Here is a 24,173-nt window from a genome sequence, read left to right as displayed (position 1 = left end):
AAGAACCCGACCATCCGGCACGCCGGAAAAGAACCGAAGGTCACACCATGCCGAAAAGCGCCCCAGAATCGGTGATGCGCTCGCCCAGCGAGCTGAACGGAGTCATTTTCCGGAAGTTGCTCCCGCTGCTGATCGGGGCCTACATCATCAGCTTCCTGGACCGGACCAACATCGGTATCGCGAAGGAACACCTGCAGATCGACCTGGGCATTTCGGCGACCGCCTACGGGATCGGCGCCGGGCTGTTCTTCATCACCTACGCGCTGGCGGAGATCCCGTCGAACCTGATCCTGCACCGGGTCGGGGCGCGGTTCTGGATCACCCGGATCATGGTCACCTGGGGCCTGGTGTCCGCCGGGATGGCCTTCGTGCAGGGCGAGTGGTCCTTCTACATCATGCGGATGCTGCTCGGCGTGGCCGAGGCCGGCCTGTTCCCGGGCGTCATGTACCTCCTGACGCAGTGGTTCACCCGCGCCGACCGCGCCAAGGCCAACGGCCTGTTCCTGCTCGGCGTGTCCGCGGCGAGCATCCTCGGCCCGCCGCTGGGCGGACTGCTGCTCGGGATGGGTGGCCTCGGCGGCATGCACGGCTGGCAGTGGATGTTCCTGATCGAGGGGCTCCCGGCCTGCCTGTTCGCCTTCGTGGTGTGGAAGAAGCTGCCCGACCGGCCGGACCAGGCGAAGTTCCTGACCGCGGCCGAAGCCGAAGACCTGCAGCGCCGAATCGCGGCCGAGGACGAGGCGGGCGCCGAGGCGTCCGGTACGCACAGCATGCGCCAGGTGTGGCGGGACAAGCAGATCCTGCTGGTGGTCGCGATCTACCTGTCGCAGCAGATCGCGGTGTACGCGCTGTCCTACTTCCTGCCGTCGATCATCGGCACCTACGGCGAGCTGTCGTCGCTGCAGATCGGGTTGCTGACCTCGGTCCCGTGGATCTTCGCCGGCCTGGGCGCGTTCCTGGTGCCGCGGTTCGCCGTCAACGGCGGCAGCTCCCGCAGGCTGGTCACCATCACGATGGGCGGGATCTGCGTCGGTTTCGCGCTGGGCGCGGTCTCCGGCCCGGTCGTCGGCCTAATCGGGTTCTGCCTCGGCGCGTTCTCGTTCTTCGCGATGCAGCCGATCCTCTACACGTTCCCGGCGTCCCGGCTGAGCGGGGCGACCCTGGCGGGCGGCATCGCGTTCGTCAACACCATCGGGCTGTTCGGCGGATTCCTCGGCCCGTACGCGATGGGCGCGATGGAGGACTTCACCGGCAGCAAGCTGTCCGGCCTGTGGTTCGTCGTCGGCGTGTGCGCCATCGGCACCGCGCTGTCGTTCTTCCTCAAGTACGGCGACGCCGAACGGCGTTCGTGACACCGGAGTTCCAGGAAGGGTGCAGGAAGTGGATTTCTCGGGAAAGCGGGTGCTCGTCACCGCCGGTGCGGACGGCATCGGGCTGGCGATCGCCGGCCGGTTCGCCGGGCTGGGCGCCCGCGTGCTCGTCACCGACATCAACGAGGACGCGGTGCGGGCGGCCGGGCAACGGGGCCTGGCGGCCCGGGTCTCGGACGCTTCGAGCCAGGCGCAGGTCGAGGAGCTGATGGCGGCCGTGCGCGCGGAGCTCGGCGGCCTGGACGTGCTGGTCAACAACGCGGGCATCGCCGGTCCGACCGGGCCGGTGGAAACGCTGGACGGCGCCGCGTGGGCGCGGACCTTCGAGGTCAACGTCCACAGCCAGTTCTACTGCGTGAAGCACGGGTTGCCGCTGCTGCGCGAGGCCGCCGACGCGTCCATCGTGAACCTCTCCTCGGCCGCCGGGCGGCTCGGCATGGCCGGGCGCAGCGCGTACTCGGCGTCGAAGTGGGCGGTGGTGGGCTTCACCAAGACCCTGGCGATCGAGCTCGGCCCGGAGGGGATCCGGGCGAACGCGATCTGCCCCGGCGCGGTCGACGGCCCGCGCATCCGCGCGGTCATCGAGGCGAAGGCGGAGATGCTGGGCAGGCCGGTGGCGGAGATCGCGGCCGCCTACCAGGACCAGTCGTCGATGCGCCGGCTGGTCACCGCCGAGGACATCGCGGACATGGCCGCGTTCCTGGCGAGCCCGCTGGCCCGCAACGTCAACGGCCAGGCGATGGCGGTCGACGGCAACACCGAGAAGCTCTACTGACGATCCACTGTGGAGGTTTGACGCGAATGGCAACCGGTCGCAAGGTCATCATCACGTGCGCGGTGACGGGCGCGATCCACACCCCGTCGATGTCGGAGCACCTGCCCGTCTCGCCGGCGGAGATCGCCGAGGCGGCGCTGGGCGCGGCCGAGGCGGGGGCGGCGATCGTGCACCTGCACGCCCGCGACCCCGAGGACGGCAGGCCCTCGCAGGACCCCGCCCACTTCGAACCGATCCTGGCGCAGCTGAAGGCCCACACCGACGCGGTCATCAACATCACCACCGGCGGCTCGCCGCACATGACCGTGCAGGAGCGGATGCGGCCCGCCGCGGTGTTCAAGCCCGAGCTGGCGTCGCTGAACATGGGCTCGATGAACTTCGGCCTCTACCCGATGCTGGACCGCTTCAAGGAATTCCGGCACGACTGGGAGCGGGAGGCCCTGGAGAAGAGCCGGGACCTGGTGTTCAAGAACACCTTCGCCGACATCGAGGCGATCCTGGCCATCGGCGCGGAGAACGGCACCCGGTTCGAGTTCGAGTGCTACGACATCGCGCACCTCAACAACCTGGCGCACTTCGCTTCGCGCGGCCTGGTGCAGGGCCCGCTGTTCGTGCAGTCGGTGTTCGGGCTGCTGGGCGGGATCGGCGCGCACCCCGAGGACCTGATGCACATGCGCCGCACGGCCGACCGCCTGCTCGGCGACACCTACCAGTGGTCGATCCTGGGCGCGGGCCGCAACCAGATCCCGCTGGCCACCATCGGCGCGGCCCAGGGCTCGCACGTGCGCGTCGGGCTGGAGGATTCGCTGTGGATCGGGCCGGGCGAGCTGGCCAAGACCAACGCCGACCAGGTGACCCGCATCCGCACCGTGCTGGAGGCGCTGAACCTGGAGGTCGCCACCCCCGACGAGGCTCGCGAAATCCTGCGGCTCAAGGGCAGGGACCAGGTCGGTTTCTGACGGCTCGAGCCAGCCGGAGCCCGGTGCGGGCTCCGGCTCACAACCAGTTGCGGCGCTTGAAGATCGTGTAGAGGCTCAGGCAGACCACCAGCATGAGGACGACCGCGAAGGGGTAGCCGAGACCCCAGTGGAGTTCGGGCATGAAGTCGAAGTTCATCCCGGAGAGCGCGAACTCCTTCGCGATGATCTTCTGGGTGACGATGAACCAGGAGTGGTCGTACGCCGCGATGTCGGGGGTCGTGCGCAGATGGCGCAGGGTGGCGAGGGTGCCGTAGCCCGGCAGGCACGGGTCGGGCAGTCGGCGGCCGAGGGCGTCGAGCCACAGGGGGGTGGGGCCCCGGGCGCCGGACGTCAGGTTCCGGCGCCCGGGGCGGTCTCAGGACCGTTCGGGGACGGACAGCCGGGTGGTCAGCACGGGGTCGGTCGCGTTCCGCGCCGCGTGCAGGAGGTACGGGCCGGGGGCGACGGCCCAGGCCGTCGCCGCCTCGTCCCACACCTGGAACGTCCGGTCCGCGAGTGCGATCTCGGTCTCGACCGTCTCGCCGGGCTCCGCCGTGACGGTGGCGAGTCCGGCGAGCTGCCTGGCGGGGCGGCCTTCGGCCGCGGTGACCGGCTCGGCGTAGAGCTGGACGGTCTCCCGGCCCGGCCGGGTACCGGTGTTGCGGAGCCGGACGCGGGCGCGCCCGTCGGCGGGCTCCAGGGTGAGGTACTCCCAGGTGGTGTAGCCGAGTCCGTGGCCGAAGGGGTAGGCGGGGGCGGTGGCGTGCCGCTCCCAGGCCCGGTAGCCGACGAAGAGGTCCTCGTCGTACGGCAGGACGCCGTCCTCGGGAGTGACGCGTGTGACGGGGGCGTCCGCCAGCCGAGCGGGCCAGGTGGTGGGCAGGCGACCGCCCGGTTCCTCCCGGCCGAGGAGGACGTCGGCGAGGGCGGCGCCACCCTCCTGTCCCGGGAACCAGGTCAGCAGGATCGCGGCCACGTCCTCGCGCCAGGGCATCTCGACCGGCGCCCCGGCGTTCACGACGACGACGGTACGGGGGTTGGCGGCGGCGACGCGTGCCACGAGTTCGTCCTGCCGGCCGGGCAGCCGCAGGTCGGTCCGGTCGAAGCCCTCGGACTCGACGCGTTCGGTGGTGGCGACCACGACGACCGCGGTGTGGGCGGCGCGGGCGGCGGCGACGGCCTCCTCGATCAGCCGGTCACCGTCGCGTTCGGGGTCGCGATGGGCAAGACCGAAGGTGACGCCGCGGATCGGACCGTAGGCGACCTTGGGGGCGCGGTGGAGGAGGCTGACCTCGACGGTCCGCCCGGCCTCCAGCGCGGCCGATCCGCGCGGGATCGCCCGGCCGGTGAGCACCTCCATCGGGTCGCCGCCCTCGGGGTCCGCCTCGTCGTGCAGGACGGTTCCGTCGACGGTGAGCCGGAAGTCGCCTGTGCCGCCGGTGCCGAAGTGGTGTGTCCCGCTGTCGCGCGGGGTGAAGGTGCCGGTGATCTCGACCGTCGCCAGGGAGTCGTAGTCGACGCCGTCCGGGAGTGCCGCGTCCATCCAGCGGACGCGGCCGAGAGCGAGGGGCTGCTCCGCCAGGACAGCTCCGTGCGCGTCGCGCAGGACCGCCCGTAGCTCGAACCCCTTGGCGGCGACCTCCAGTTGGTCGTTCGGGTCGGCGCCCATGGCGTACGTCAGGGTGACCCCCTCCGGCAGAGCCCCGGTCAGGCCGTCGAGTGGCGAGACGACCCGGGCGGGGTAGACGGTGGCCGAACCACCGCCCAGGAAGCGGGCGTCGCGGGCGGCGCGGCCGATCAGGGCGATGCTGGGGACAGCCGACGCGTCCAGCGGGAGCGTCCCCGCCGGGTTGCGGAGCAGGACGAAGGAGCGGGTGGCGATCTCCCGGGCGACTGTGGGGCCGTTCAGGGGCGCGGGCCGCCGGTCGGTGGGTACGGCGGGGGCCGCGCCCCTCAGAAGGCCGAGACGCGCGGCGAGCAGGAGGACGTGCCGTACGGCGGTGTCGACCGCCGACTCCGCCACCCGCCCGTCCCGTACCGCGGCGGCCAGCGCCGGACCGAACACAGTCAGCGGACCGGGCATGGCCACGTCCAGACCGCCTTCGATCGCCCCGACGGTGTCGCGGGCCGCCAGCCAGTCGGACACCACGACCCCGTCGAAGCCCCACTCCTCGCGGAGAACCCCCGTCTGGAGGGCGCGGTGCTCGGTCATGGTGGCGCCGTTGACCCCGTTGTACGCCGACATCAGCGCCCATGGACGGGCGTCCCGCACGATCGCCTCGAACGGCGCGAGGTAGAGCTCGCGCAGGGCCCGCTCCGGGACGCGGTTGTCGACCGTGAAGCGCTCGGTCTCGGCGTCGTTCGCGACGAAGTGCTTGACGGTGGCGGCGATCCCGCTCTCCTGGACCCCGGTGACGTAGCCGGTGCCGATCCGGGCGGTGAGCAGCGGATCCTCCGAGTACGCCTCGAAGTGCCGGCCACCCAGCGGGGAGCGGTGGAGGTTCACGGTGGGCGCGAGCAGCATGTGGGCGCCCTTGCGGTGCGCCTCCTGGGCGAGGACCCGGCCGGCGCGGCGGGCCAGTGCCGGATCCCAGGTCGCGGCCAGCGCGGTCGGGCTGGGCAGGCAGAGCGACGGGTCGTCGGCGCTCCACGCCGCTCCGCGCACCCCCACCGGCCCGTCCGACATGACGAGGGAGTCCAGACCGATCTCGGGCAGCGGGGGCAGGGTCCACAGGTCCTGGCCGGCGAGCAGGCGGGTCTTGGCGTCGAGGTCGAGACGGGCGAGCGCGGCCTCGACGAGGAGGTCGTGGCCCCCCGGGAATCCGGTGCCGCCGGCGGAGTGGGAGCGGAAGAAGGCGATGGTCTCGGTCACCGGGTCCTCGAACCAACGAGCCTCTCCTGACCCGGGGTTGAAGAACCCGTGTGGCGCTCCTTCGTACTCGACGAGTCGGCAGGCGTTACCGGTCGAGGTCATGGCGTCGCGGAAGCGGCGGGCGTCGGCGATCGGGACGAGTTCGTCCGCCGTTCCGTGGAGGACGAGCGTGGGCGGGGCGCCTGGCCCGACGAGATGGAGGGGCGAGACCTCGGCAGCCGCCGGGCGGGACAGGCCGAGGAGACCGCGGAGCGCGTCACCGAGGTCGCTCGTGCCGCACAGGTCGACGACCGGGTTGAACAGCACGAGTCCGGCGAGCGGGGGATGGCCGGCAGGTGCGGTGAGCGCCGTGGTCAGGGCGAGCTGTCCGCCCGCGGAGCCCCCGGCGAGGAAGAGCGGGAGGTCCGGCGCGAGCCGCCGTACGTGCTCGACCGCGGCGCGGGCATCGGCGAGGCAGTCGGCGAGTGCGTGGGCGTCACGGCCGATCAGCCGGTAGCCCGCGCTCGCGACGAGGACGCCGTCGGCGGCGAGCATACGGGCCTGTGGGGCGAACTGCTCCGGCGCGCCCGAGTTCCAGCCGCCCCCGTGGAAGAAGAGGACGGCGGCGGTGGGACTGCCGTTCGGGGGTGCCCAGACCAGCAGGGGCGGTTCGGTGCCGCCGGGGGAGGCGTAGTGGACGCGGGACTCGGTGATGCGAGGCATGAGGGGCTTCCGTGGGGCTCGAAGGTGTGTGCTCGGAGGGGCGTGTCCGAAGCGGAGATGGGCCAGGAGGGTCAGTCCCCGCCCGCGCCGGCTGCCGCCTCCCGACGGGCCAGTTCGGCGTGCACGGCGGACGCGTCGCGGGGACAGGCGCGGTAGAGGAGGCTCAGCATGGCCCCGTTGACCAGCATCAGGACGACGACGACCCACAGGAACGCCGCCTGGAGCCCGAGGGCGTCGCCGATGTAGCCGACGAGGACGGTCGTCACGGCCCAGCCGGCCGCCTCGGCCGAGAGCATCAGGGCGAACGCGGCGCTGCGCGCTTCCGGCAGGGTCACCGACATGACCAGGGGCCGGTTGATCCCGGGGGTGCAGCCCTGGACGAAGGCGAGTACGGCGAACAGCGCGAGGTACACGCCGAGGGACGGCCAGGCGAACTGGGTCACCGCGCAGACTCCGAGGGCGTAGGCGAAGACCGTGAACTGCATCGCCGCGACCCGGCCGGTACGGGGGTTGCGGCGGTGGATCCCGTCGGTGGCGAGTCCGCCCAGCAGCGTGCCGGCGAAGTAGGACACGGCGAACATTACGGTCAGGTAGGAGGCTTCCGAGTTCGTGAAGCCGCGCACGTCGACGAGGAACGTCACGCCGAAGCTGAGGATGACGAACTGGCCGGTGGTCAGGCGCTGGGCGCAGATCAGCAGCAGGGACCGGTTGCGCAGCAGTTCGCGGACCTGGGACCAGGTCAGCGCTCGTTCGGCGGGGGCCACCGCGGAGGCGTGCTCCTCGGAGGCGCCGACGCCGGGGTCGCGGAGGAAGAGCAGGATCAGCACGCCGAACAGGACTTGTATGCCGCCCGCGAAGAAGAACCCGTACCGCCAGCCGTCCTCCACCTCGGACAGCAGGCCGAGCAGCGGCCCGCTGACGCCGGTGGCCAGGGCCGACAGCCCGTACATGTAGCCGGTCGCCCTGCCCCGGGTCCGGTCGTCGAAGAGGTCGGCGAGGAGGCCGTTGACCAGGGGACCGCCGCCGGCGACGCCGATCGCGGCGATGGTGAACAGGATGAGGAGCTGGGCGTAGTTCTGCGCGAACCCGGCCGCTATGGTCCACACACCCCACAGACCGGCGCAGACGGCGAGGACGGTCTTGCGCGGGTAGCGCTGGGCCACCGCCACCCATACGGGGCCGAAGATCACCCCGACGAGCTTGCCGACGCCGACGAGCACGCCGAGCGCGGCGAGCGGGAGGCCGAGCGCCGCCCGCAGGGCGGGGAACAGCACGGACACGACGCTTCCCTCGCCGTTGTCCGCGCTGATCAGTCCGCCGAGGAGCGTGACCTGGCGCCAGTTCCGCGGCTTCTCGCCAGGCCCGGCGGGAAGGCGGGCGACACCTGACTGGGGTGAGGAGGGAGGTGCGGCTTCGCTCGGCATCGTGCGACTCCTTCGTCGGCGCCGGGATGGGGATCGGACGGGCGTTTCAGTGCATCTGGACGGACTCCTGGTCACGGGTCTGGAGCAACTGCGCCCAGCGCTGGAGCAGTTCGGCGGTCCGGGGCCGGTCGGGCGCGTGCCAGGAGACGGGGAAGTTCACGGTGGCGAGCCTGTCTTCGAGGTCCTCGGCGAGAGGCGCGCGGCCGGTGTCCCGCAGATGCCGGGCGTACCGGACAGGGTCGTTGTAGTACGTCGGGCCGGTCTGCAGCGTCGCCTGCATCGGATCGGGCAGACAGCCCGGGCGGCCCGCGTACTCGTTCCACCACTCGGCGAGGTGCGCGCGCATCCGGGCTGTGAGCTCGGGTTCGTCCGCCGTCAGGTCGCGGGTGAGGTACGGATCCTCCGTGACGTGGAACAGCTGCTCCCACTCGGCGCGGAAGGCCCCCGGGTGATACGTGCGGATGTAGAGGTGGTCGCGGGTGCGGACGGCCCGCTGGTAGGTGTGCGCGCCGTGCCCGAGGACCAGGTACTCGCGGGAGTCGATCGCCTCGCCGTGTACCGCTCCGGCGAAGGAGGTGCCCTGCCAGCCGGTCGGGGTGTCGAGGCCCAGCAGGTCGCAAAGGGTGGGCGCGAGATCGATGTTGTAGAGCAGGTCGTCGTTGCGCCGGGCGTGGGTGGGCAGGTCGTCGGTGACGCCCGGCCAGTACACCACCAGGGGGAGCCGGTGGGTGGGCTCGTTGGCCAGGCCGTGCTCGGCGTAGGAGCCCTGCTCGCCGAAGGACTCGCCGTGGTCGGCGCTGACGATCACGGCGGTGTCGTCGGCGATGCCCAACTCTTCCAGCGTCGCGATGAGTTGGCCGAAGTGGTGGTCCCAGTAGGAGATGGCCCCGTCGTAGCCGTTGATCAGGTGCTCGAAGTCGGCGCGGGAGCGGATGGCGTCGGGCATGTTGTGGGGGACGGGGGAGGTGCCGGCGCCCCGGAGGGAGTAGTGGAGGTCGAGGGCGCTGCGGGGGCCGTAGACCTCGGCGCCGTGGTGGGCGATGGTTTCCTCGTCGGGCCAGGACTGCACCGGCCCGGACGCCGCCATCTTCTCGGTCCATTCGGCGGGCTGGGTGTAGTTGGTGTGCGGGTCCCAGTAGGTGAGGTGGAGGTACCAGTTGTCCTCCTGGGCGTGGCGGCGGATCCAGTCGATCGCCGCCCGGTTGACGTCCGGGGCCTCTTCGTCGCCGAAGCGGTCGGTGGCGCGGATCGACTCGCGGAAGTTCGCGTGGAAGTGGTAGGCGCGGTGGCGTTCGGCGAAGACGGAGACGGCGGCGGTGTAGTAGCCGCCCCAGCCGAGGCGCTGCCCGAGCAGGGGCCGGTCCGGCTCGGGCCCGTGCCCGGCGTCGAGCCGGAACTGGGCGGCGGGTCCGAAGTGGCCCACGACCCCGTTGGTGATACCGAATTGACTACTTGTCAGGGCTGTTCGTGAGGGCAGGCAGGGTGAGTCGGAACAGTAGTAGCGGTCGAAGACGACAGACTTCTCGGCCAGCCGCTGGAGGTGCGGGGTGGTGGGGCGGTGGTAGCCGTAAGGGGTGGTGTGGTCGGCGCGAAGTGTGTCGACGTCCACGTAGATGATGCGCATGACGGACTCCAGGCGTTTTCGGGTACGCCGGACCGCGGGCTCGCCAGAGGGGAGCCCGAGGCCGTGGCGGGGTGCAGTCGCCGGTGAGGGCCGGAGATCTCCCGGAGGGGGAGCACGTGGGAGGTGCGGCCCGGGGCAGGGCGGGCGCCGGCCCGGTAGGGCCGGGGCGCCGGTCCCGGGCCGCCGGGGAGGTTCAGCGCTCGTGGCGCTGGGCGTGCCGCTCGTCGCGGTGCCGCTCGATCTGCCTTTCGAGGCGGGCCTTGGTCAGCTGGAGCCACGCGATGTAGGCCGCGACGGACGCGTATCCGTTCTCGTGGGCCATGGTGTGGACCTCACGGGCCCAGGCCGGGTCGAGTTCGGGGATCTCCCCTGTGTAGAGGGTGGTCAGGGGTGCCTCGGGAGTGGTGGCGTCGTGCTTGAGCCGGTACTCCAGCTCGGTGGAGACGATGTCGAGCGCGATCTCCGGTCCGAGCTGGCCGCCGAAGACGAAGCGCAGTTTGAAGTCGGGGTCCATCGGCCGCGACGACGGCTCGAAGGGCGAGCGGGCCCACGTGAGGAGCGCCTCGCGGCCCTCCTCGGTGAGCCGGTAGACCTTCGCGTCGGGACGGCCCTCGCGCGGATCCACGTCGAAGCCCACCCAGCCGCGCTCGACCAGTTTCGCGAGCCGCCGGTAGATCTGGGGAAGCTGGACGCCGTAGCCGATGTAGCGGCCCGAACTCTCCATCCATCCGCGCATGTCATAGCCGGAGAGTCGGCGCACGGCCAGGGCTCCGAGGATCACGTAGTCGAGATGCATTCGGGGTCACCTATGTTCCTAGGAACTTGTCTCGTTAGGTTCACCCGACTGCCGGCGGGTGTCAAGAGTCTTCACGTCGGCGCAACGCAACGGAAACCCGCGTGGCCGCTGGAGCTGTCGGGGCTGTTGGCGGTGCGGGCGGCGACCCGGTAGCGGTTGCAGTAGGACCGGTGGCACATGTGGGAGCCGCCGCGGATGACCCTGTGGGTGCCGGTGGCCGGGCCGCTGGGGTCGAGCGGCACCGGGCCGATGCCGTGCTCGGTGGTCCACCAGTCGGCGCACCACTCCCACACATTGCCGGACATGTTGTAGAGGCCGAAGCCGTTGGGCTCGAAGGCGTCGACGGGGGCGGTGCCGCGGTAGCCGTCCGCGGCGGTGTTCTTCGACGGGAAGGTGCCGCGCCAGATGTTGCAGCGGAAGGTGCCGCCCGGATTCAGCTCGTCGCCCCAGGGGTATCGGCGCTGGTCGAGGCCGCCCCGGGCCGCGTACTCCCACTCCGCCTCGGTCGGCAGCCGCTTGCCGGCCCAGGCCGCGTAGGCGGCGGCGTCGGCCCACGAGACATGGACCACCGGGTGGTTCCCGCGTGCTTCCAGGGTGCTTCCCGGTCCCTCGGGCCGGTTCCAGGACGCCCCCTCGACCCCGCACCACCACGGGGTGCGTCCGGGGCGCGGTGCGCCGCGCCTCAGGGCGGCGGGCAGGAAGCCGGCGAACACGTACGACCAGCCGAAACGTTCCGCGTCCGTGACATGTCCGGTCTCCGCGACGAACGCGGCGAAGGCGTCGTTCGTCACCGCGCAGGCGTCGATCCGGAACGGGCTGAGCCGCACGGGCCGCACCGGCCCCTCCCTGTCGCCGGGGACCCCTTCGGCGTCCTCTGCGCCCATGAGGAACTCGCCGCCGGGCAGCAGCACCATTCCCTCGGGTGAGGTCGCGGGGGAACCGGCCCCGGCGGGCGTCGGGCGCGTGGTCGGGGCAGGGCGAGGGGCGGGGGCCGGGGTGCCGCCGGTGGGCATGCAGCAGCGCGGGGGAGGGGTGGGATCGCTCATGGGGGCTCCGTGGGACTCCGTGGGACGCCGGGGGCTCGGTGGGGTGGGGATCGTGAAGGTCTTTGCTTCACGATGGCTATGTTCTAACGTACATATCCCGTCGGAGGGTGTGCGACCTGTCCGACGCTCGGTCACCACCGGCAGGCCACGGGAAGGACACCCCCATGAAGGCCGTCATGGTCATGTTCGACACACTCAACCGGCGTTTCCTGCCCCCGTACGGCGCGGACTGGACACACGCCCCGAACTTCACGCGTCTCGCTGAATGCACCGCGACCTTCGACACCTGCTACGCCGGGTCGATGCCGTGCATGCCCGCACGGCGTGAGCTGCACACCGGCCGCTACAACTTCCTGCACCGGGGCTGGGGCCCGCTGGAGCCCTTCGACGACTCCGTGCCCCGAATGCTCACCGAGAACGGCGTCCACACTCATCTGGTCACCGACCACCAGCACTACTGGGAGGTCGGCGGCGCCACCTACCACGGTCGCTACCGCACTTTCGAGTTCTTCCGAGGCCAGGAGGGCGACCCGTGGAAGGGGCACGTCGCCGACCCCGACATCCCCGAGAGCCTCCGGGCCCGCCGCGGCGAGGCATGGCGCCAGGACTGGATCAACCGGCAGTACCTGGCCGACGAGGTCGATCACCCGCAGACCCGCACCTTCGACGCCGGCCTGGAGTTCCTGCGCACGAACCATGGCGAGGACGGCTGGTTCCTGCAGATCGAGACCTTCGACCCGCACGAGCCGTTCTTCAGCCACCCCCGGCACAAGGAACGGTACCGGCACACGTACGGAGGCCCCCACTTCGATTGGCCCGACTACAAGCAGGTCGTCGAGACCGACGAGCAGGTGGAGCACGCCCGCTACGAGTACGCCGCGCTCCTGACCATGTGCGATTGGTCCCTCGGCCGGGTCCTGGACGCCATGGACGAACTCGCCCTGTGGGACGACACGATGCTGATCGTCTGCACCGACCACGGCCTCCTCCTCGGCGAGCACGGCTGGTGGGGAAAGAACGTCCAGCCCTGGTACGACGAGACCATCCACACCCCGCTCTTCGTCTGGGACCCCCGCAGCCGCGTACGCGCAGAGCGCCGCGCATCCCTCGTTCAGACCGTCGACCTCGGCCCCACCCTCCTGGAGTACTTCGGCATCGACCGCACCCCCGACATGCAGGGACAGCCGCTCCGCCAGACCGTCGCCGACGACACCCCGGTGCGCGAGGCGGCCCTGTTCGGCGCGTTCGGCGGACACGTCAGCGTCACCGATGGCCGGTACGTCTACATGCGGGCCTGCGTGAACCCGTACAACCAACCCCTGTACGAGCACACGCTGATGCCCGCGCACATGCGGGGCCTCTTCGCACCCGCCGAGCTGAGGAACGCCGAGCTCGTCCCGCCCTTCCCGTTCACCAAGGAAGTCCCGCTCCTGAGGGTCCCGGGCCACGCCATGTCCAACCCGTACGCTTTCGGCACCCTCCTCTTCGACCTCGACACCGACCCGGGGCAGGAGTCCCCGCTCGTCGACGACGCCCTCGAACTGCGCATGGCGGGCCTGCTGGTCGAGGGCCTGCGCGCCGCCGACGCACCTCTCGACCAGTACGAGCGCCTCGGCCTTCCCATGACCGGACCGGTCACGGACGAGCACCTGCTCGTACGGGCACAGCAGGCTCAGGCGGAGGCGTCCCGGCAGCCTCCGCCGCGCCCCGAAGACTTTCCCGCTGGGCCGCTCAGCGTGCACGTTCCCCTCCGCGAGCTGCTCACCCACCCCGGGGCGGCGGCCGTGCTGCGCGACCACTTCGCGACCCTCCTCGACGGGCCCTTCGCCCGTACGGCCGCCGACCTCTCCCTCCTCCAGATCGCTGCTTTCGCCGTGGGGCTGCTACCGACCGCACGCCTGCGCGCCATCGCCGCCGACCTTTCCGCGGTGGAGGCCACCACCGGGCCCACCTCTCGTCACAGCGGCCGACCCGCCTGAACCGCGCGGCACCTCGCCCCGCCCTGTCACGGCCGGCCGTAACCGTCGGCCGAGCTGTCACCGCCCTCCGCGCCGGGCGTCGTCGATGATGCTTCCGGCTCCCGAACCCGATGAAGGGACCACCGTGACCTCCCGTCCCGACTTCGTCATCCTCATGCCCGACCAGCTGCGTGCCGACGCCGTCGGAGCCTTCGGCAACCCCCACGTCGACACCGCACATCGACGCGCTCGCGGCTCGCGGCACCCGCTTCAGCAACGCCTTCGTCCGGCACCCGGTGTGCTCGCCCAGCCGCGCCTCCATCCTCACCGGACGCGGCCGCCGTCCGGACCGCCGAGGAGTGGCCCCTGGGTGCTGTTCGTGCCGCTGGTGGCCCCGCACGGTCCGTTCCAGGTCGAGGAACCCTGGTTCTCCCGCTTCGACCGGGCCGCCGTGCCCGATCCCGCAGCCTCCGGCGACCCCTCCGGCGAACCCGGCTAAATGCGGGCCATCCGCGACCGAAACGGCATCGGTGAGGTCACCCCCGAACAGTGGCGCGAGGTTGTTGCCACGTACTACGGCGCTTCAGCAGGAGCAACGATCCGTAGGTGGACTCGGCGGTGGCGAGTCCTTCCAGTCCGTCGAAGGTCTTGAACTAGTTGGGTAGTACGTCGCCGAACGGTGCCCGCCAGGTGCTTTGATCGGCTAGTGCGGCAAGCGACGACATGCGGTCGACGTGCTCGACGTCCGCGCCGCAGGATCGGAGCAAGGCCGTGACCTCGTCGGGTTTCTGTTGTGTCTTACCCGTTTCCAGATAGTTGATCTTTGCCTGGCTGTACTCCAACGTCTTTCCCGCCTCGGCCTCGCTGTCGGCGGCGGGTTGAGGATGGTCCTGTCAGCGCCGGAAAGCGCGCTTCAGGGGTTCAACGTCGGCAGCCGAATCCGTGCACGTCTAGTGTGGTTCAACCCTGATGCGGCCACGGGCGACACCCGGTACGCGCCCACTGCGCGGGCAACGTCCGGCTCACAACCAGTTGCGGCGCTTGAAGATCGTGTAGAGGCTCAGGCAGACGACCAGCATGAGGACGACCGCGAAGGGGTAGCCGAGGCCCCAGTGGAGTTCGGGCATGAAGTCGAAGTTCATCCCGTACACCGTGCCGATCAGGGTGGGCGCGAACAGGATCGCCGCCCACGACGAGATCTTCTTGATCTCCTCGTTCTGCGCGTAGCTGGCCTCGGTCATCCGCTTCATCTCTTCGTTCTGGGCCTGGGTGACCAGCGTGGCGTTGACCGTGAGGATGTTGTCGAGCATCTGGCGGAACCCGTCGACGCGCTCGGCGACCGTGGTGGCGTGGTCGGCGACGTCGCGCAGGTAGCGCTGCAGCTCCTCGTCGATGCCGTACTTCTGGAAGCCCGCCTCCAGGCTCCGCAGGATGGCCAGCAGCGGCTGCGTCGCCCGCTGGAAGTCGATGACCTCGCGGGACAGCTCGTAGATGCGCCGCGAAACGTTCGGGTTCGCCTCGAAGACCTCGGTCTCGATCTCGTCGATGTCGTTCTGCAGGCCCGCGATGACCGGCGCGTAGCCGTCGACGACGTTGTCCAGCACCGCGTACAGCACGGCCTCCGGGCCGCGCCGCAGCAGATCCAGGTCGTCCTCCATGCGGCGGCGCACCGCCGACAGGTCGGGGGACTGGCCGTGGCGGACGGTGAGCACGAAGTTGGGGCCGATGAACAGGTGCAGTTCGCCGAAGCTGACCTCTTCGGCCTCGTCCACGTAGGTGGCGGCGTGCAGCACCACGAACAGGGTGTCGCCGTAGCGCTCGATCTTGGGGCGCTGGTGGGCGACGATCGCGTCCTCGACGGCGAGCTTGTGGAGGTCGAATTCCTCGGCGGCGGCCAGCAGTTCCTCTTCGGCGGGGCGGTACAGCCCGATCCACGCCATCATGCCGGGCTCGTCTCGCAGCAGCCGGTAGGTCTCGGCGAGGCTGGACGGGGTGGCGGTCCGGACGCCGTCGCGGTAGATCGCGGTGTCGATCAGCGGCCGGTCCGCCAGCGGCCGCTCGTCGGTGGAGCGGGGGTCCATGGAGTGCTCGGGAGCGGCGGGCCCAGACTGCTCCGGGGTGCGCCGGGGGCGCTTGCGCAGGGGACGCCATTCGGGCACGAGGACCTCCAGGGCGGTCGGAGCATGCGTGAGCCGAGCGAGTGCCCGGCGGCTGCGATCGAGGCCAGCCTACTCAGTCCAGGCCGAGATCCGCTGGCACCGGCCCACCCGGTCTCATCGCCGGTCGAGCGTCATCCGCCCCGAACTCGCCTGCACCTTCCGCCGTCCGCCGTGCACACCGCGACCCCGTGCCTCCGCCCGCAGTCCTTTGTGGACCACCTGGCGCGCTCTCCGCTGGACGTTCGATGCGCGAAGCGCCGCGGGCGGGCGTTTTCGGCCGACGTCAACGCCCGCCCTTCCGCGGATCCGGTCGTCAGTGCAGGGTCTGCAGCGCGTCCTTGCTGAACGGGACGAGTTCCGCCAGGCGGCCGCCGAGGACCTTGTCCGCCCACTCCGGGTCGGCGATCAGTGCGCGCCCGACGGCGACGAGGTCGAACTCGTCGCGCTCCAGGTGTTCGGCGAGCCGCTCGATGCTCTCCACCGCCGCTGCGGCTCCCGTGATGGCGCCGGGCTCGAAGACCTTGTCGAGGCCGACCGAGCCGACGGTGATGACCGGCTTGCCGGTGAGCTTCTTCGTCCACCCGGCGACGTTCAGGTCCGACCCGGATTCGGGGAACTCGGGCACCCAGTAGCGGCGTCCGGAGGCGTGGAAGGCGTCGACTCCGGCGTCGGCCAGCGGGGTGAGCAGGGATTCGAGCTCGCCGGGATCCTCGGCGAGCCGGGCGTCGTAGTGGTTGGCCTTCCACTGGGAGAACCGCAGCACGACCGGGAAGTCCGGCGCGACCCGATCGCGGACGGCGGCCACGATGTCGGCGGCGAACTTGGTCCGGGAGAGCAGGTCGCCGCCGTAGACGTCGGTGCGCTGGTTGGTGCGCTCCCACAGGAACTGGTCGATGAGGTAGCCGTGCGCGCCGTGCAGTTCCACGCCGTCGAAGCCGATCCGCTTGGCCGCCTGCGCGGCGTCGGCGAACGCGCCGATGACGTCGTCGATGTCGGACAGCGTCAGCGGCTCGCCCACGCCGGGCATGCCGTCCAGCGTGAGCCCGGACGGCCCTACGGGCGGGGCCTCCGGGAACGGCGGTGCGCCTGCCGGCCGCTGGATCCCGACGTGCCAGATCTGCGGCATGATCTTGCCGCCGTGCGAGTGCACGGCCTCCACGACGCTGCTCCAGCCGGCGAGCTGCTGCTCGCCGTGGAAGCGGGGGATCCCGTCGCTGAAGCCGGCGGACCGGTGGTCGACGAAGGTGCCCTCGGTGATGATCAGGCCGGTCCCCGCGGCGGCGCGACGGGCGTAGTAAGCGGCCACGTCCTCGCCGGGAACGCCACCGGGGGAGAACTGGCGGGTCATGGGCGCCATGACGATCCGGTTCGGCAGCTCGGCCGAACCCAACGTGAACGGGCGGGACAGTGCCTGAGCTGCGCGGGTGCTCACCGTGTCGGTCTCCTGCCGTGTGCTTGCGGGCGGCCGCCCGCGTTTAAATGTTCAAGTCAAAGATACATTTAACGGCGAGATGTGCAACTGTGATAGTTGCTATTCTGGGGCGGACGTCGGCGTCGTTCCGCGGGAGGGGGTGGGGACCGTGCTGGACATCCGGTTCTCCCGCGCGTTGCAGGTGATGCTGTTCCTGGCGATCGCCGCCGAAGAGGACGCCGCCGCGTTGAGCTCGGCCCACCTGGCCGGCAGCCTGAACGCCAACCCGAGCCTGGTCCGCAAGCTCCTCGTGCCGCTGGCGAACGCCGGGCTGGTCGTCTGCGTCAAGGGCCGTGCCGGCGGGGCCCGGCTGGGACGCCCGGCGGATCAGATCACGCTGGCGGAGATCTACCGCTGCGCCGTCGGTGACAAGCCCCTGTGGGCCTGCTCGCCGCCGGAGGCGGAGGACATGTGCCTGGTCGCCGCGCGCTCAGGGGAGTACTTCGCCGCGCTCACGGCCGACGCCGAGCAGGCGGTGCTCAATTCGCTCGGTGACCGCACGCTCGCCGGGAGCGTGCGCGAGCTGCGCGGCCTCGACGCGAAGTCCGGCCAGTAGGACTCGACGCCCCGCCGCTCCCGGGATCGACGGGGCGTGCTCGCCGGCCAGTGCGGATTCCTTTGCCGTCCATGGTTTCAGCGGCTGGGTGGTGGCTGCTTGGCGTGGCCTTCGATCGCGATGCGCGCCGCAGCGGTGGACTTCCGCACGACGAGTTCGGGGGAGTAGCCCTGCTTGGTGAACACGCCGTCGAGCCAGAACATGCCGTAGCCGTGCGCCTGGGTGAACAGCTGCTCCATCAGCTCCAGGGCCTCCTGGGGTGTGTCCGACACGGCCAGGCACAGCATCAGGAATTGATCGGTCAGCCGTCGCGTCTGCTCGTGCAGCTCGGCGTGCTTGGGGCCCTGCAGGTCGTCCGCGTAGATGATGTTCATGCCCGCGCGGCGTTCGAGGAGGTACTCGGTGTAGGCCCCGGCCGCCGCGGCGAGCGCGTCCACGGGATCGTCCCGGGCCTCGACGGCGGTCTGCACGCGTTCCGCGAGTTGGCACGCGACCGCGGCCGCAGCCGCCGCGAGCAGGCTCTCCCGTTCTGGGAAGTGCCGGTACGGCGCGCCCGGGCTGACCTTGGCCCGCCGCGCCACCTCCGCCACCGAGAAGCCGGCCAGGCCCCGTTCCGCGATCAGGTCCAGCGAGACGCGCACGAGCTCGGCGCGGAGGTCGCCGTGGTGGTACTTGCCGCCCATGTCGTGGATCACATCTTCCGCTCGGAATATGTAAGAGGGCTCTTACGTCTCCAATGTAAGAGGTCTCTTACATGATCGGGACCTGCTGCACAGCTGTTCCTTGGAGGATTCATGAGCACGATCACGCACGCTATCGCCGCACCGTCGCCGGGCGCACCCCTGGCGCCGACGACGATCGAGCGACGTGAGCTGCGCCCGGACGACGTGCTGATCGACATCGCCTACGCCGGCATCTGCCACAGCGACATCCACCAGGCCAAGGAGGACTGGGGCGAGGCGATCTTCCCGATGGTTCCCGGGCACGAGATCGCCGGCGTGGTCGCCGCGGTCGGCTCGGCCGTGACGAAGTACCAGGTCGGGGACCGGGTCGGGGTCGGCTGCATGGTCGATTCCTGCGGCGAGTGCGAGTACTGCCGGGCCGGCCGCGAGCAGTTCTGCGTCGAGGGCAACGTCCAGACCTACAACGGAGTCGGCTTCGACGGCGAGAACACCTACGGCGGCTACAGCCGGCAGGTCGTGGTGAAGGACGCCTTCGTGTGCCGGATCCCGGACGGCATCGGGCTGGACGTCGCCGCACCGCTGCTGTGCGCGGGCATCACCACCTACTCGCCGCTGCGCCAATGGGGCGCGGGCCCGGGCAAGAAGGTCGCCGTGATCGGGCTCGGCGGGCTGGGGCACATGGCGGTGAAGCTGGCCGCCGCGATGGGCGCCGAGGTGACGGTGCTCAGCCAGAGCCTGAAGAAGCAGGAGGACGGCCTGCGGCTGGGCGCGACCGACTACTTCGCGACCAGCGACGAGTCGACCTTCGAGGCGCTGGCGGGGCGGTTCGACGTCATCCTCAACACGGTCTCGGCGAAGCTCCCGATCGACGCCTACCTCGGGCTGCTGCGGGTGGGCGGCGCGATGGTCAACGTCGGGGCTCCCGGCGAACCGCTGTCGTACAACGCCTTCTCGCTGCTGGGCGGCAACAAGGTGCTGGCCGGGTCGATGATCGGCGGGATCGCCGAGACCCAGGAGATGCTGGACTTCTGCGCGGAGCACGGCATCGGCTCGGAGATCGAGCTGATCTCCGCGGACCAGGTCAACGAGGCCTACGACCGCGTCGAGAACAGCGACGTGCGGTACCGCTTCGTGATCGACACCGCCACCATCGGCGCCTGAGCCGGCCGAGCGCGAGGCCCGTTGTCCGGTGCGAAAGCGCCGGGCAGCGGGCCTTTCCGTCAGCCGTCCGGCTGCACGACCGCGGTGGCAACGAAGTCCGGTTCGGTTGGGCGCGACGTGCTGGTGACCTATGACGCGATGCCTTGGGCGATCGTCGGCGGCCGAGCCGATCCGGCGCTTCGGCGATGCCGACGTCGAGCGGCCGTGCAGCGGAAGAGTGCCGGTCGAACTCGTCACGGGGCACTGCAGGATGATCGTGTCGGCCACTCCTGCCGACATCGAACGCATCGCGCAACAGCACAAGGAGGTCGCATGACATCGACCGCGCGGATCGAGCAGCACGACGTCTCCGCCGAGGGCACCGGCCCGTACGCGGTCACCACCGGGCCGGACGGCGCGCTGTGGTTCACGATGGTGCGCAGCGGCCGGATCGGCCGGTTGGTGCCCGGCGGCGCGCTCACCAGCCACCAGCTCGACCCGGACAGCGGGCCGACGATCATCACCGTCGGGCCGGACGGGGCGCTCTGGTTCACCGAGTACCAGGCGCACCGGATCGGCCGGATCACCACCGCGGGCGAGATCGCCGAGTTCGACCTGCCCACGGCGGAATCCGGGCCGTACGGCCTGGCCGCCGGGCCGGACGGCGCGCTGTGGTTCACCGAGACCGCCGCGAACCAGATCGGCCGGATCACGCCGGACGGTCAGGTGCGGGAGTTCCCGCTGCCGCTGGCCGGCGCGTTCCCGTCCGCGATCACCGCCGGGGCCGACGGCGCGATGTGGTTCACCATGAACATGGCCAACGCGATCGGGCGGATCGGCCCGGACGGCGAAGTCGCGGTACACCCGCTGCCGACCGAGGCCGCCGCGCCGGTGGGCATCGCGGCAGGCCCGGACGGCGCGATCTGGTTCGTCGAGATCGGCGCGGGCCAGATCGGCCGGATCGGCACCGACGGCGCGATCGAGGAGTTCCCGCTGCCCGACCGCGCCGCCCGGCCGCACGCCATCACCACCGGCCCGGACGGGGCGATGTGGTTCACCGAGTGGGGCACCGGCCGGGTCGGCTCGATCACCGCCGGAGGCGTCATCGAGGTGCACGACCTGCCCACGCCCGGCTCGGAACCGCACGGCATCGTCCTCGGCCCCGACGGTGCACTGTGGACGGCGCTGGAGATCGGCGCCCTCGCCCGGATCGCCCCGCTCCCGGCCGGAGCCGACCGCTGAAGCCGGTGCACCGGCCGGTGTGGGGGCCCGCTCCGGCACGGCGTCCGGCCCCGCCTCGATACCGAGGCGCAAGACCTCAGGTTGCGCGGGCCCGAGGAGGGGAACACCCATGAACGGACACTCGTGATCTTCGAGGCGGATGAGTCGTGCCGCCGGATCCAGGCCGGACGACTACCGCAAGGCGCACGAGACCCGGCTCGGCCAGGCCTGGACACCGAGCGTGACAGGCCGATGGCCGTACGTACGGGAGCCCGCGGGCCGTCGGCGATCACCGAGGGGCCGACGCGCCTCGGCGAGGAGACCCTTGGTGGCCGGTTCGTGCTCGACGTGGCGGCTCCGGCGGAAGCCGTCGAACTGGCCAGGAAGTTCCGGCCTCGGCGGTGACCGAGGTCCGCCCGGTCCTCGAATCCGCTTGCGCCGAACGCCGCATCCCCGCCGGTCGTCCTCGACGAGCGGGGATGCGGCCGGATTCGACGCCTGAGCTGGTGGTTGCCCGAGCTCTACCAGCGGCAACACCGTCCCGGCGGGGCCCGCTGCGAATGGGGTGCGCCGGAATTTCGGCCGAAAGTATGAGGCGTTGGGCCTCGTTTCCTGGCCGATCGGTCGATCTCGGTTGCCACTTCGGCCGATCTGACCGGCCTCTTTGGACACGTAACGTCGGTCACGTCGGGATTAGAAACCAGGATCGAGGCCGATCATGACCACATCGCCGGTCACCGCGAAGACCGATCACGAGCTGCTGGCGAGCGCCAGCCGACGGGCTCGCGAGCTCACCGAACCACTGCTGCGCGATGCCGTCGCACGGCTCGGGCCATCGCTCGGGGCGATCGGCTCCTACCATTTTCGTTGGCACTCGCGGGATCCCGCCGCCACCGGCAAGGCCATCCGGCCCACGATGGCCGTGCTCGCCGCGGAGGCGGTCGGCGGCGAACCGTCGGCGGCGCTGCCCGGGGCCGCCGCCGTCGAACTCGTCCACAACTTCAGCCTGATCCACGACGACCTCATCGACGGCGACGTGCTGAGACGCGGTCAGCCCGCGGTGTGGAAGGAACATGGGGTTCCGGCGGCGATCCTGCTCGGCGACGCCCTGCAGTCCGAAGCGTTCGCGATCCTGCTCGGCCAGGGCGGGGCGCACGCCGGTGCCGCAGTGGCCGCGCGCCTCGCCGCCTCGATGCGGGAGGTGGTCGTCGGTCAGGTCGAGGACATCCGGTTCACCGAACGGCCGTGGACGGGCGAGCTGGCGGTGGGCGTCGCCGAGTACCAGGCGATGGCCGAGGCCAAAACCGGTTCGCTGCTCGGCTTTTCCGCTTCGGCGGGCGCCCTGCTGGCCGGCGCGGACGCCGCGACCGCGGAGCGCTTCGACCGCCTCGGCCGCAGCCTCGGGCTCGCCTTCCAGTGCACCGACGACGTGCTGGGCATCTGGGGGGATCCGGCGGCGACGGGCAAGCCGGTGCTCGGGGATCTGCGGGAGGGCAAGAAGACCCTGCCGATCATCGCCGCGCTGGCCGCGGAAGGCCCCGCGCGCGAGCGCCTGGTTTCGCTGGTCGGTGCCGAGGCGCGGACCGAAGCCGACCTGAGACTCGCCGCGGAGCTCGTCGAGGAGCTGGGCGGCCGGGAGTTCGCCGAACGCGAGGCCATGCGGCACCTCACGGGCGTCGCGGACTGCCTGGCATCGCTGCCGATGCCGGCGGAGATCCGCGCGACCTTCGAGGCGCTGGCCCGGTCCTTGATCGGCCGGACCCGCTGACCCGGACGCCGCCTCGAAGCGCAGCGCCAACGGCCGCGAGGTCCACGTCCGATCCGTGCCCAACGGCGCGGATCGGACGTGAGCAGCCGAGGCGGCCGCGCGGAACCTCAACGAGGCGGCAGGTTCGGGGACTCGACCCCGTTGTCGGGCAAGGGCTTCCTCGCGGTCTCCTTGGCCAGCGCCACCCCGATGAGGGAGAGCACGGCCACGCCGATGAGGAAGAAGGCCGGCGAATGCGGATTGCCGGTCCGCGCGATCAGCCAGGTCGCGACGTACGGGGCGACACCGCCGAAGAGGACGGCACCGACGTTGAAGGGGAGGGCGAAGCCGAGGTACCGCGAGCGCGTGGCGAAGGTTTCCGCGAAGAAGGCCGGGAACACCGCGTCGTTGAGCGAGAACATCGCCAGGAACAGGACCAGGACAACGGTGGCGAGCAGCATCCCGCCGGCCGACAGCAGCACCATCAGCGGGTAGCTCAGCGCGATGAGGAGCACGCAGGCGGCGATCAGCGTGCGCTTGCGGCCGAACCTGTCCGACAGGAATGCCGTGATCGGGACGATGGCGAGGTAGGTGATCAGGGAGATCGTGACGACGAGGTTCGAGTCGGCCTGGCTCATCTCGACCTGCTCGATGAGATAGGTCGGCACGTAGCCGAGCAGCAGGTAGTAGCCGCCCGCGTTGAGCGCCATGACGAGCAGCAGCTTGCCCATGCCCGGCAGGTTGGCGAGCAACTGCGATCGCCGCGGTGCCGGCCGGGTGTCCCTGTCGGCACGTTCTTCTTCCGCGAGCTTGCGGTACTGCGGCGTGTCTTCGAGCCGGAATCGCAGGTAGAGGCCCACGAGGCCGAGCGGCCCTGCCACCAGGAACGGAATCCGCCATCCCCAGCTCTCCATCGCTTCAGGGGGCAGCACCGTGTACAGCGTCGTGGTCATCGTGGAGGCGAGCAGGAATCCGGCCGCCGAGCTCATCGGCACCATTCCCGTGAGCAGCCCGCGCTTTCCGTCGGGCGCGTACTCGGCGATGAAGATGCCTGCTCCCGCGTACTCCCCGGAGGCCGAGAAGCTCTGCACGATGCGCAGCAGGAGCAGCAGGGCAGGGGCGGCGACGCCGATCGAGGCGTAGCCGGGGATCAGCCCGATGGCGAAGGTCGAACCCGACATGAGCAGGATCGTCGTCGCCAGGATGCGTTTCCTGCCCAGGCGATCACCCAGCGAGCCCCACAGCAGAGCACCGGCGGGGCGGACGAGGAAGGACAGGGCGAATACGGCGAAGGTGCTCAGCAACGCCACCGAACGATCCTCGGTGGGGAAGAACACCACTGCCATGGTCGTCGCCAGGTAGCTGTAGGAGGCGTAGTCGAAGTATTCGATGAGCGTTCCGACCCCGCTCGCGGCGACGACTCGGCGGAGGACCGTGCGGTTCTCGGCAGTTGATCGCCTGGTGGATGTGAACACGCTGTCTCCTTGTTCCGCATGGTGCCAGGGGTGCCGGAGTGACTCAGGACACGATCCCGATGCTGTGCACCAACGATGTCAGCGACCGATGCGCCGGTAAATCGCCGCGTCGGACAACGCTGCATTGAGAAATGTCCACAGCGGCCAACCCGCGGAGACGCCGCCGGCGGCAACCACGGCGCCGCATCGAGACAG

General features: G+C 70.8%; 21 protein-coding genes and 2 pseudogenes. 12 read left to right on the top strand and 11 right to left on the bottom strand.

Translation table 11 applies throughout. From position 1 onward, the window contains the following. Window positions 1–116 precede the first annotated feature (116 nt). Genes AC07EQ_RS28830 through kce form a run of 3 tightly spaced genes read left to right on the top strand, consistent with a single transcriptional unit; the run spans window position 117 to window position 3,104 of the window. On the top strand, window positions 117–1,352 hold the full coding sequence (locus AC07EQ_RS28830; protein WP_478391005.1) for an MFS transporter: 1,236 nt from the start codon (window positions 117–119) through the stop codon (window positions 1,350–1,352). A 28-nt stretch (window positions 1,353–1,380) separates the two neighbouring features. Continuing rightward, window positions 1,381–2,145, top strand: a complete 765-nt coding sequence (locus tag AC07EQ_RS28825) for an SDR family oxidoreductase (RefSeq protein WP_478391004.1) — start codon at window positions 1,381–1,383, stop codon at window positions 2,143–2,145. 26 nt (window positions 2,146–2,171) lie between these two features. After that, a complete protein-coding gene (kce, locus tag AC07EQ_RS28820; RefSeq protein WP_478391003.1) occupies window positions 2,172–3,104 on the top strand; it encodes a 3,5-dioxohexanoate:acetyl-CoA acetone transferase in 933 nt (310 codons plus the stop codon). Window positions 3,105–3,141: 37 nt separating this feature from the next. Here kce and AC07EQ_RS28815 read toward each other — a convergent pair whose 3' ends face one another. Next, the gene (locus tag AC07EQ_RS28815; protein ID WP_478391002.1) at window positions 3,142–3,246 is read right to left on the bottom strand and encodes a hypothetical protein; all 105 of its coding nucleotides are present in this window, start codon (window positions 3,244–3,246) and stop codon (window positions 3,142–3,144) included. On the opposite strand from AC07EQ_RS28815, the gene AC07EQ_RS28810 reads away from it, so the two are divergent. Further along, window positions 3,245–3,379, top strand: coding sequence for a hypothetical protein (locus tag AC07EQ_RS28810; RefSeq protein WP_478391001.1), 135 nt, complete (start codon window positions 3,245–3,247; stop codon window positions 3,377–3,379). The genes AC07EQ_RS28815 and AC07EQ_RS28810 overlap by 2 nt on opposite strands. Before the next feature lie 101 nt (window positions 3,380–3,480). Here the strand turns inward: AC07EQ_RS28810 and AC07EQ_RS28805 are convergent, their stop codons facing one another. From AC07EQ_RS28805 to AC07EQ_RS28785, 5 genes are all read right to left on the bottom strand, one after another. Next, on the bottom strand, window positions 3,481–6,678 hold the full coding sequence (locus AC07EQ_RS28805) for a glycoside hydrolase family 3 C-terminal domain-containing protein (protein WP_478391000.1): 3,198 nt from the start codon (window positions 6,676–6,678) through the stop codon (window positions 3,481–3,483). Window positions 6,679–6,749: 71 nt separating this feature from the next. Next, on the bottom strand, window positions 6,750–8,102 hold the full coding sequence (locus AC07EQ_RS28800) for an MFS transporter (protein ID WP_478390999.1): 1,353 nt from the start codon (window positions 8,100–8,102) through the stop codon (window positions 6,750–6,752). A 46-nt stretch (window positions 8,103–8,148) separates the two neighbouring features. Then, window positions 8,149–9,726 (bottom strand): sulfatase family protein, encoded by a 1,578-nt coding sequence (locus AC07EQ_RS28795; RefSeq protein ID WP_478390998.1) that lies wholly within the window; start codon window positions 9,724–9,726, stop codon window positions 8,149–8,151. Window positions 9,727–9,919: 193 nt separating this feature from the next. Then, entirely contained in the window at window positions 9,920–10,522 is a 603-nt protein-coding gene (locus AC07EQ_RS28790; protein WP_478390997.1) for a PadR family transcriptional regulator, read from the bottom strand. A gap of 71 nt (window positions 10,523–10,593) precedes the next feature. Further along, window positions 10,594–11,568, bottom strand: coding sequence for a formylglycine-generating enzyme family protein (locus tag AC07EQ_RS28785; RefSeq protein ID WP_478390996.1), 975 nt, complete (start codon window positions 11,566–11,568; stop codon window positions 10,594–10,596). A gap of 164 nt (window positions 11,569–11,732) precedes the next feature. On the opposite strand from AC07EQ_RS28785, the gene AC07EQ_RS28780 reads away from it, so the two are divergent. From AC07EQ_RS28780 to AC07EQ_RS28770, 3 genes and pseudogenes are all read left to right on the top strand, one after another. Beyond that, on the top strand, window positions 11,733–13,547 hold the full coding sequence (locus AC07EQ_RS28780; protein ID WP_478390995.1) for a sulfatase: 1,815 nt from the start codon (window positions 11,733–11,735) through the stop codon (window positions 13,545–13,547). Window positions 13,548–13,717: 170 nt separating this feature from the next. After that, a pseudogene (locus tag AC07EQ_RS28775) lies at window positions 13,718–13,816 on the top strand (hypothetical protein); the annotation flags it as partial. Window positions 13,817–13,896: 80 nt separating this feature from the next. Then, window positions 13,897–14,025, top strand: coding sequence for a hypothetical protein (locus tag AC07EQ_RS28770; RefSeq protein WP_478391044.1), 129 nt, complete (start codon window positions 13,897–13,899; stop codon window positions 14,023–14,025). Between the two features lie 154 nt (window positions 14,026–14,179). Here AC07EQ_RS28770 and AC07EQ_RS28765 read toward each other — a convergent pair. The 3 genes and pseudogenes from AC07EQ_RS28765 to AC07EQ_RS28755 all read right to left on the bottom strand — a co-directional run. Then, a pseudogene (locus AC07EQ_RS28765) lies at window positions 14,180–14,374 on the bottom strand (helix-turn-helix domain-containing protein); the annotation flags it as partial. 174 nt (window positions 14,375–14,548) lie between these two features. After that, window positions 14,549–15,685 carry a magnesium and cobalt transport protein CorA gene (locus AC07EQ_RS28760; RefSeq protein ID WP_478390994.1) on the bottom strand — a complete coding sequence of 379 codons (1,137 nt, stop codon included), beginning with the start codon at window positions 15,683–15,685 and terminating at the stop codon, window positions 14,549–14,551. Window positions 15,686–15,998: 313 nt separating this feature from the next. Further along, window positions 15,999–17,117, bottom strand: a complete 1,119-nt coding sequence (locus AC07EQ_RS28755) for an NADH:flavin oxidoreductase (protein ID WP_478390993.1) — start codon at window positions 17,115–17,117, stop codon at window positions 15,999–16,001. A gap of 139 nt (window positions 17,118–17,256) precedes the next feature. Here AC07EQ_RS28755 and AC07EQ_RS28750 point away from each other — a divergent pair, with 139 nt between their 5' ends. Then, window positions 17,257–17,712: an RrF2 family transcriptional regulator gene (locus AC07EQ_RS28750; protein ID WP_478390992.1), complete on the top strand. Its 456-nt coding sequence runs from the start codon at window positions 17,257–17,259 to the stop codon at window positions 17,710–17,712. Between the two features lie 77 nt (window positions 17,713–17,789). Here AC07EQ_RS28750 and AC07EQ_RS28745 read toward each other — a convergent pair whose 3' ends face one another. Continuing rightward, window positions 17,790–18,407 (bottom strand): TetR/AcrR family transcriptional regulator, encoded by a 618-nt coding sequence (locus tag AC07EQ_RS28745; protein ID WP_478390991.1) that lies wholly within the window; start codon window positions 18,405–18,407, stop codon window positions 17,790–17,792. A gap of 99 nt (window positions 18,408–18,506) precedes the next feature. Between AC07EQ_RS28745 and AC07EQ_RS28740 the strand changes: the two genes are divergently transcribed. The 4 genes from AC07EQ_RS28740 (at window position 18,507) to AC07EQ_RS28725 (ending at window position 22,524) form a co-directional block, all read left to right on the top strand. After that, window positions 18,507–19,556: an NAD(P)-dependent alcohol dehydrogenase gene (locus tag AC07EQ_RS28740; protein ID WP_478390990.1), complete on the top strand. Its 1,050-nt coding sequence runs from the start codon at window positions 18,507–18,509 to the stop codon at window positions 19,554–19,556. Window positions 19,557–19,868: 312 nt separating this feature from the next. Then, window positions 19,869–20,777, top strand: a complete 909-nt coding sequence (locus tag AC07EQ_RS28735; protein WP_478390989.1) for a Vgb family protein — start codon at window positions 19,869–19,871, stop codon at window positions 20,775–20,777. Between the two features lie 231 nt (window positions 20,778–21,008). Beyond that, complete coding sequence (locus AC07EQ_RS28730; protein WP_478390988.1) at window positions 21,009–21,161, top strand: hypothetical protein; 153 nt, start codon at window positions 21,009–21,011, stop codon at window positions 21,159–21,161. A gap of 313 nt (window positions 21,162–21,474) precedes the next feature. Next, window positions 21,475–22,524, top strand: a complete 1,050-nt coding sequence (locus AC07EQ_RS28725) for a polyprenyl synthetase family protein (RefSeq protein ID WP_478390987.1) — start codon at window positions 21,475–21,477, stop codon at window positions 22,522–22,524. Window positions 22,525–22,631: 107 nt separating this feature from the next. On the opposite strand, the gene AC07EQ_RS28720 is transcribed toward AC07EQ_RS28725, so the two are convergent. Further along, the gene (locus tag AC07EQ_RS28720; RefSeq protein WP_478390986.1) at window positions 22,632–23,978 is read right to left on the bottom strand and encodes an MFS transporter; all 1,347 of its coding nucleotides are present in this window, start codon (window positions 23,976–23,978) and stop codon (window positions 22,632–22,634) included. Window positions 23,979–24,173: the final 195 nt, after the last annotated feature.

It is taken from the genome of Saccharopolyspora sp. NPDC045839 (genome assembly GCF_056431645.1).
Note: the sequence above shows the minus strand (reverse complement) of the source record. Positions and strands in the feature narration are given on the sequence as shown.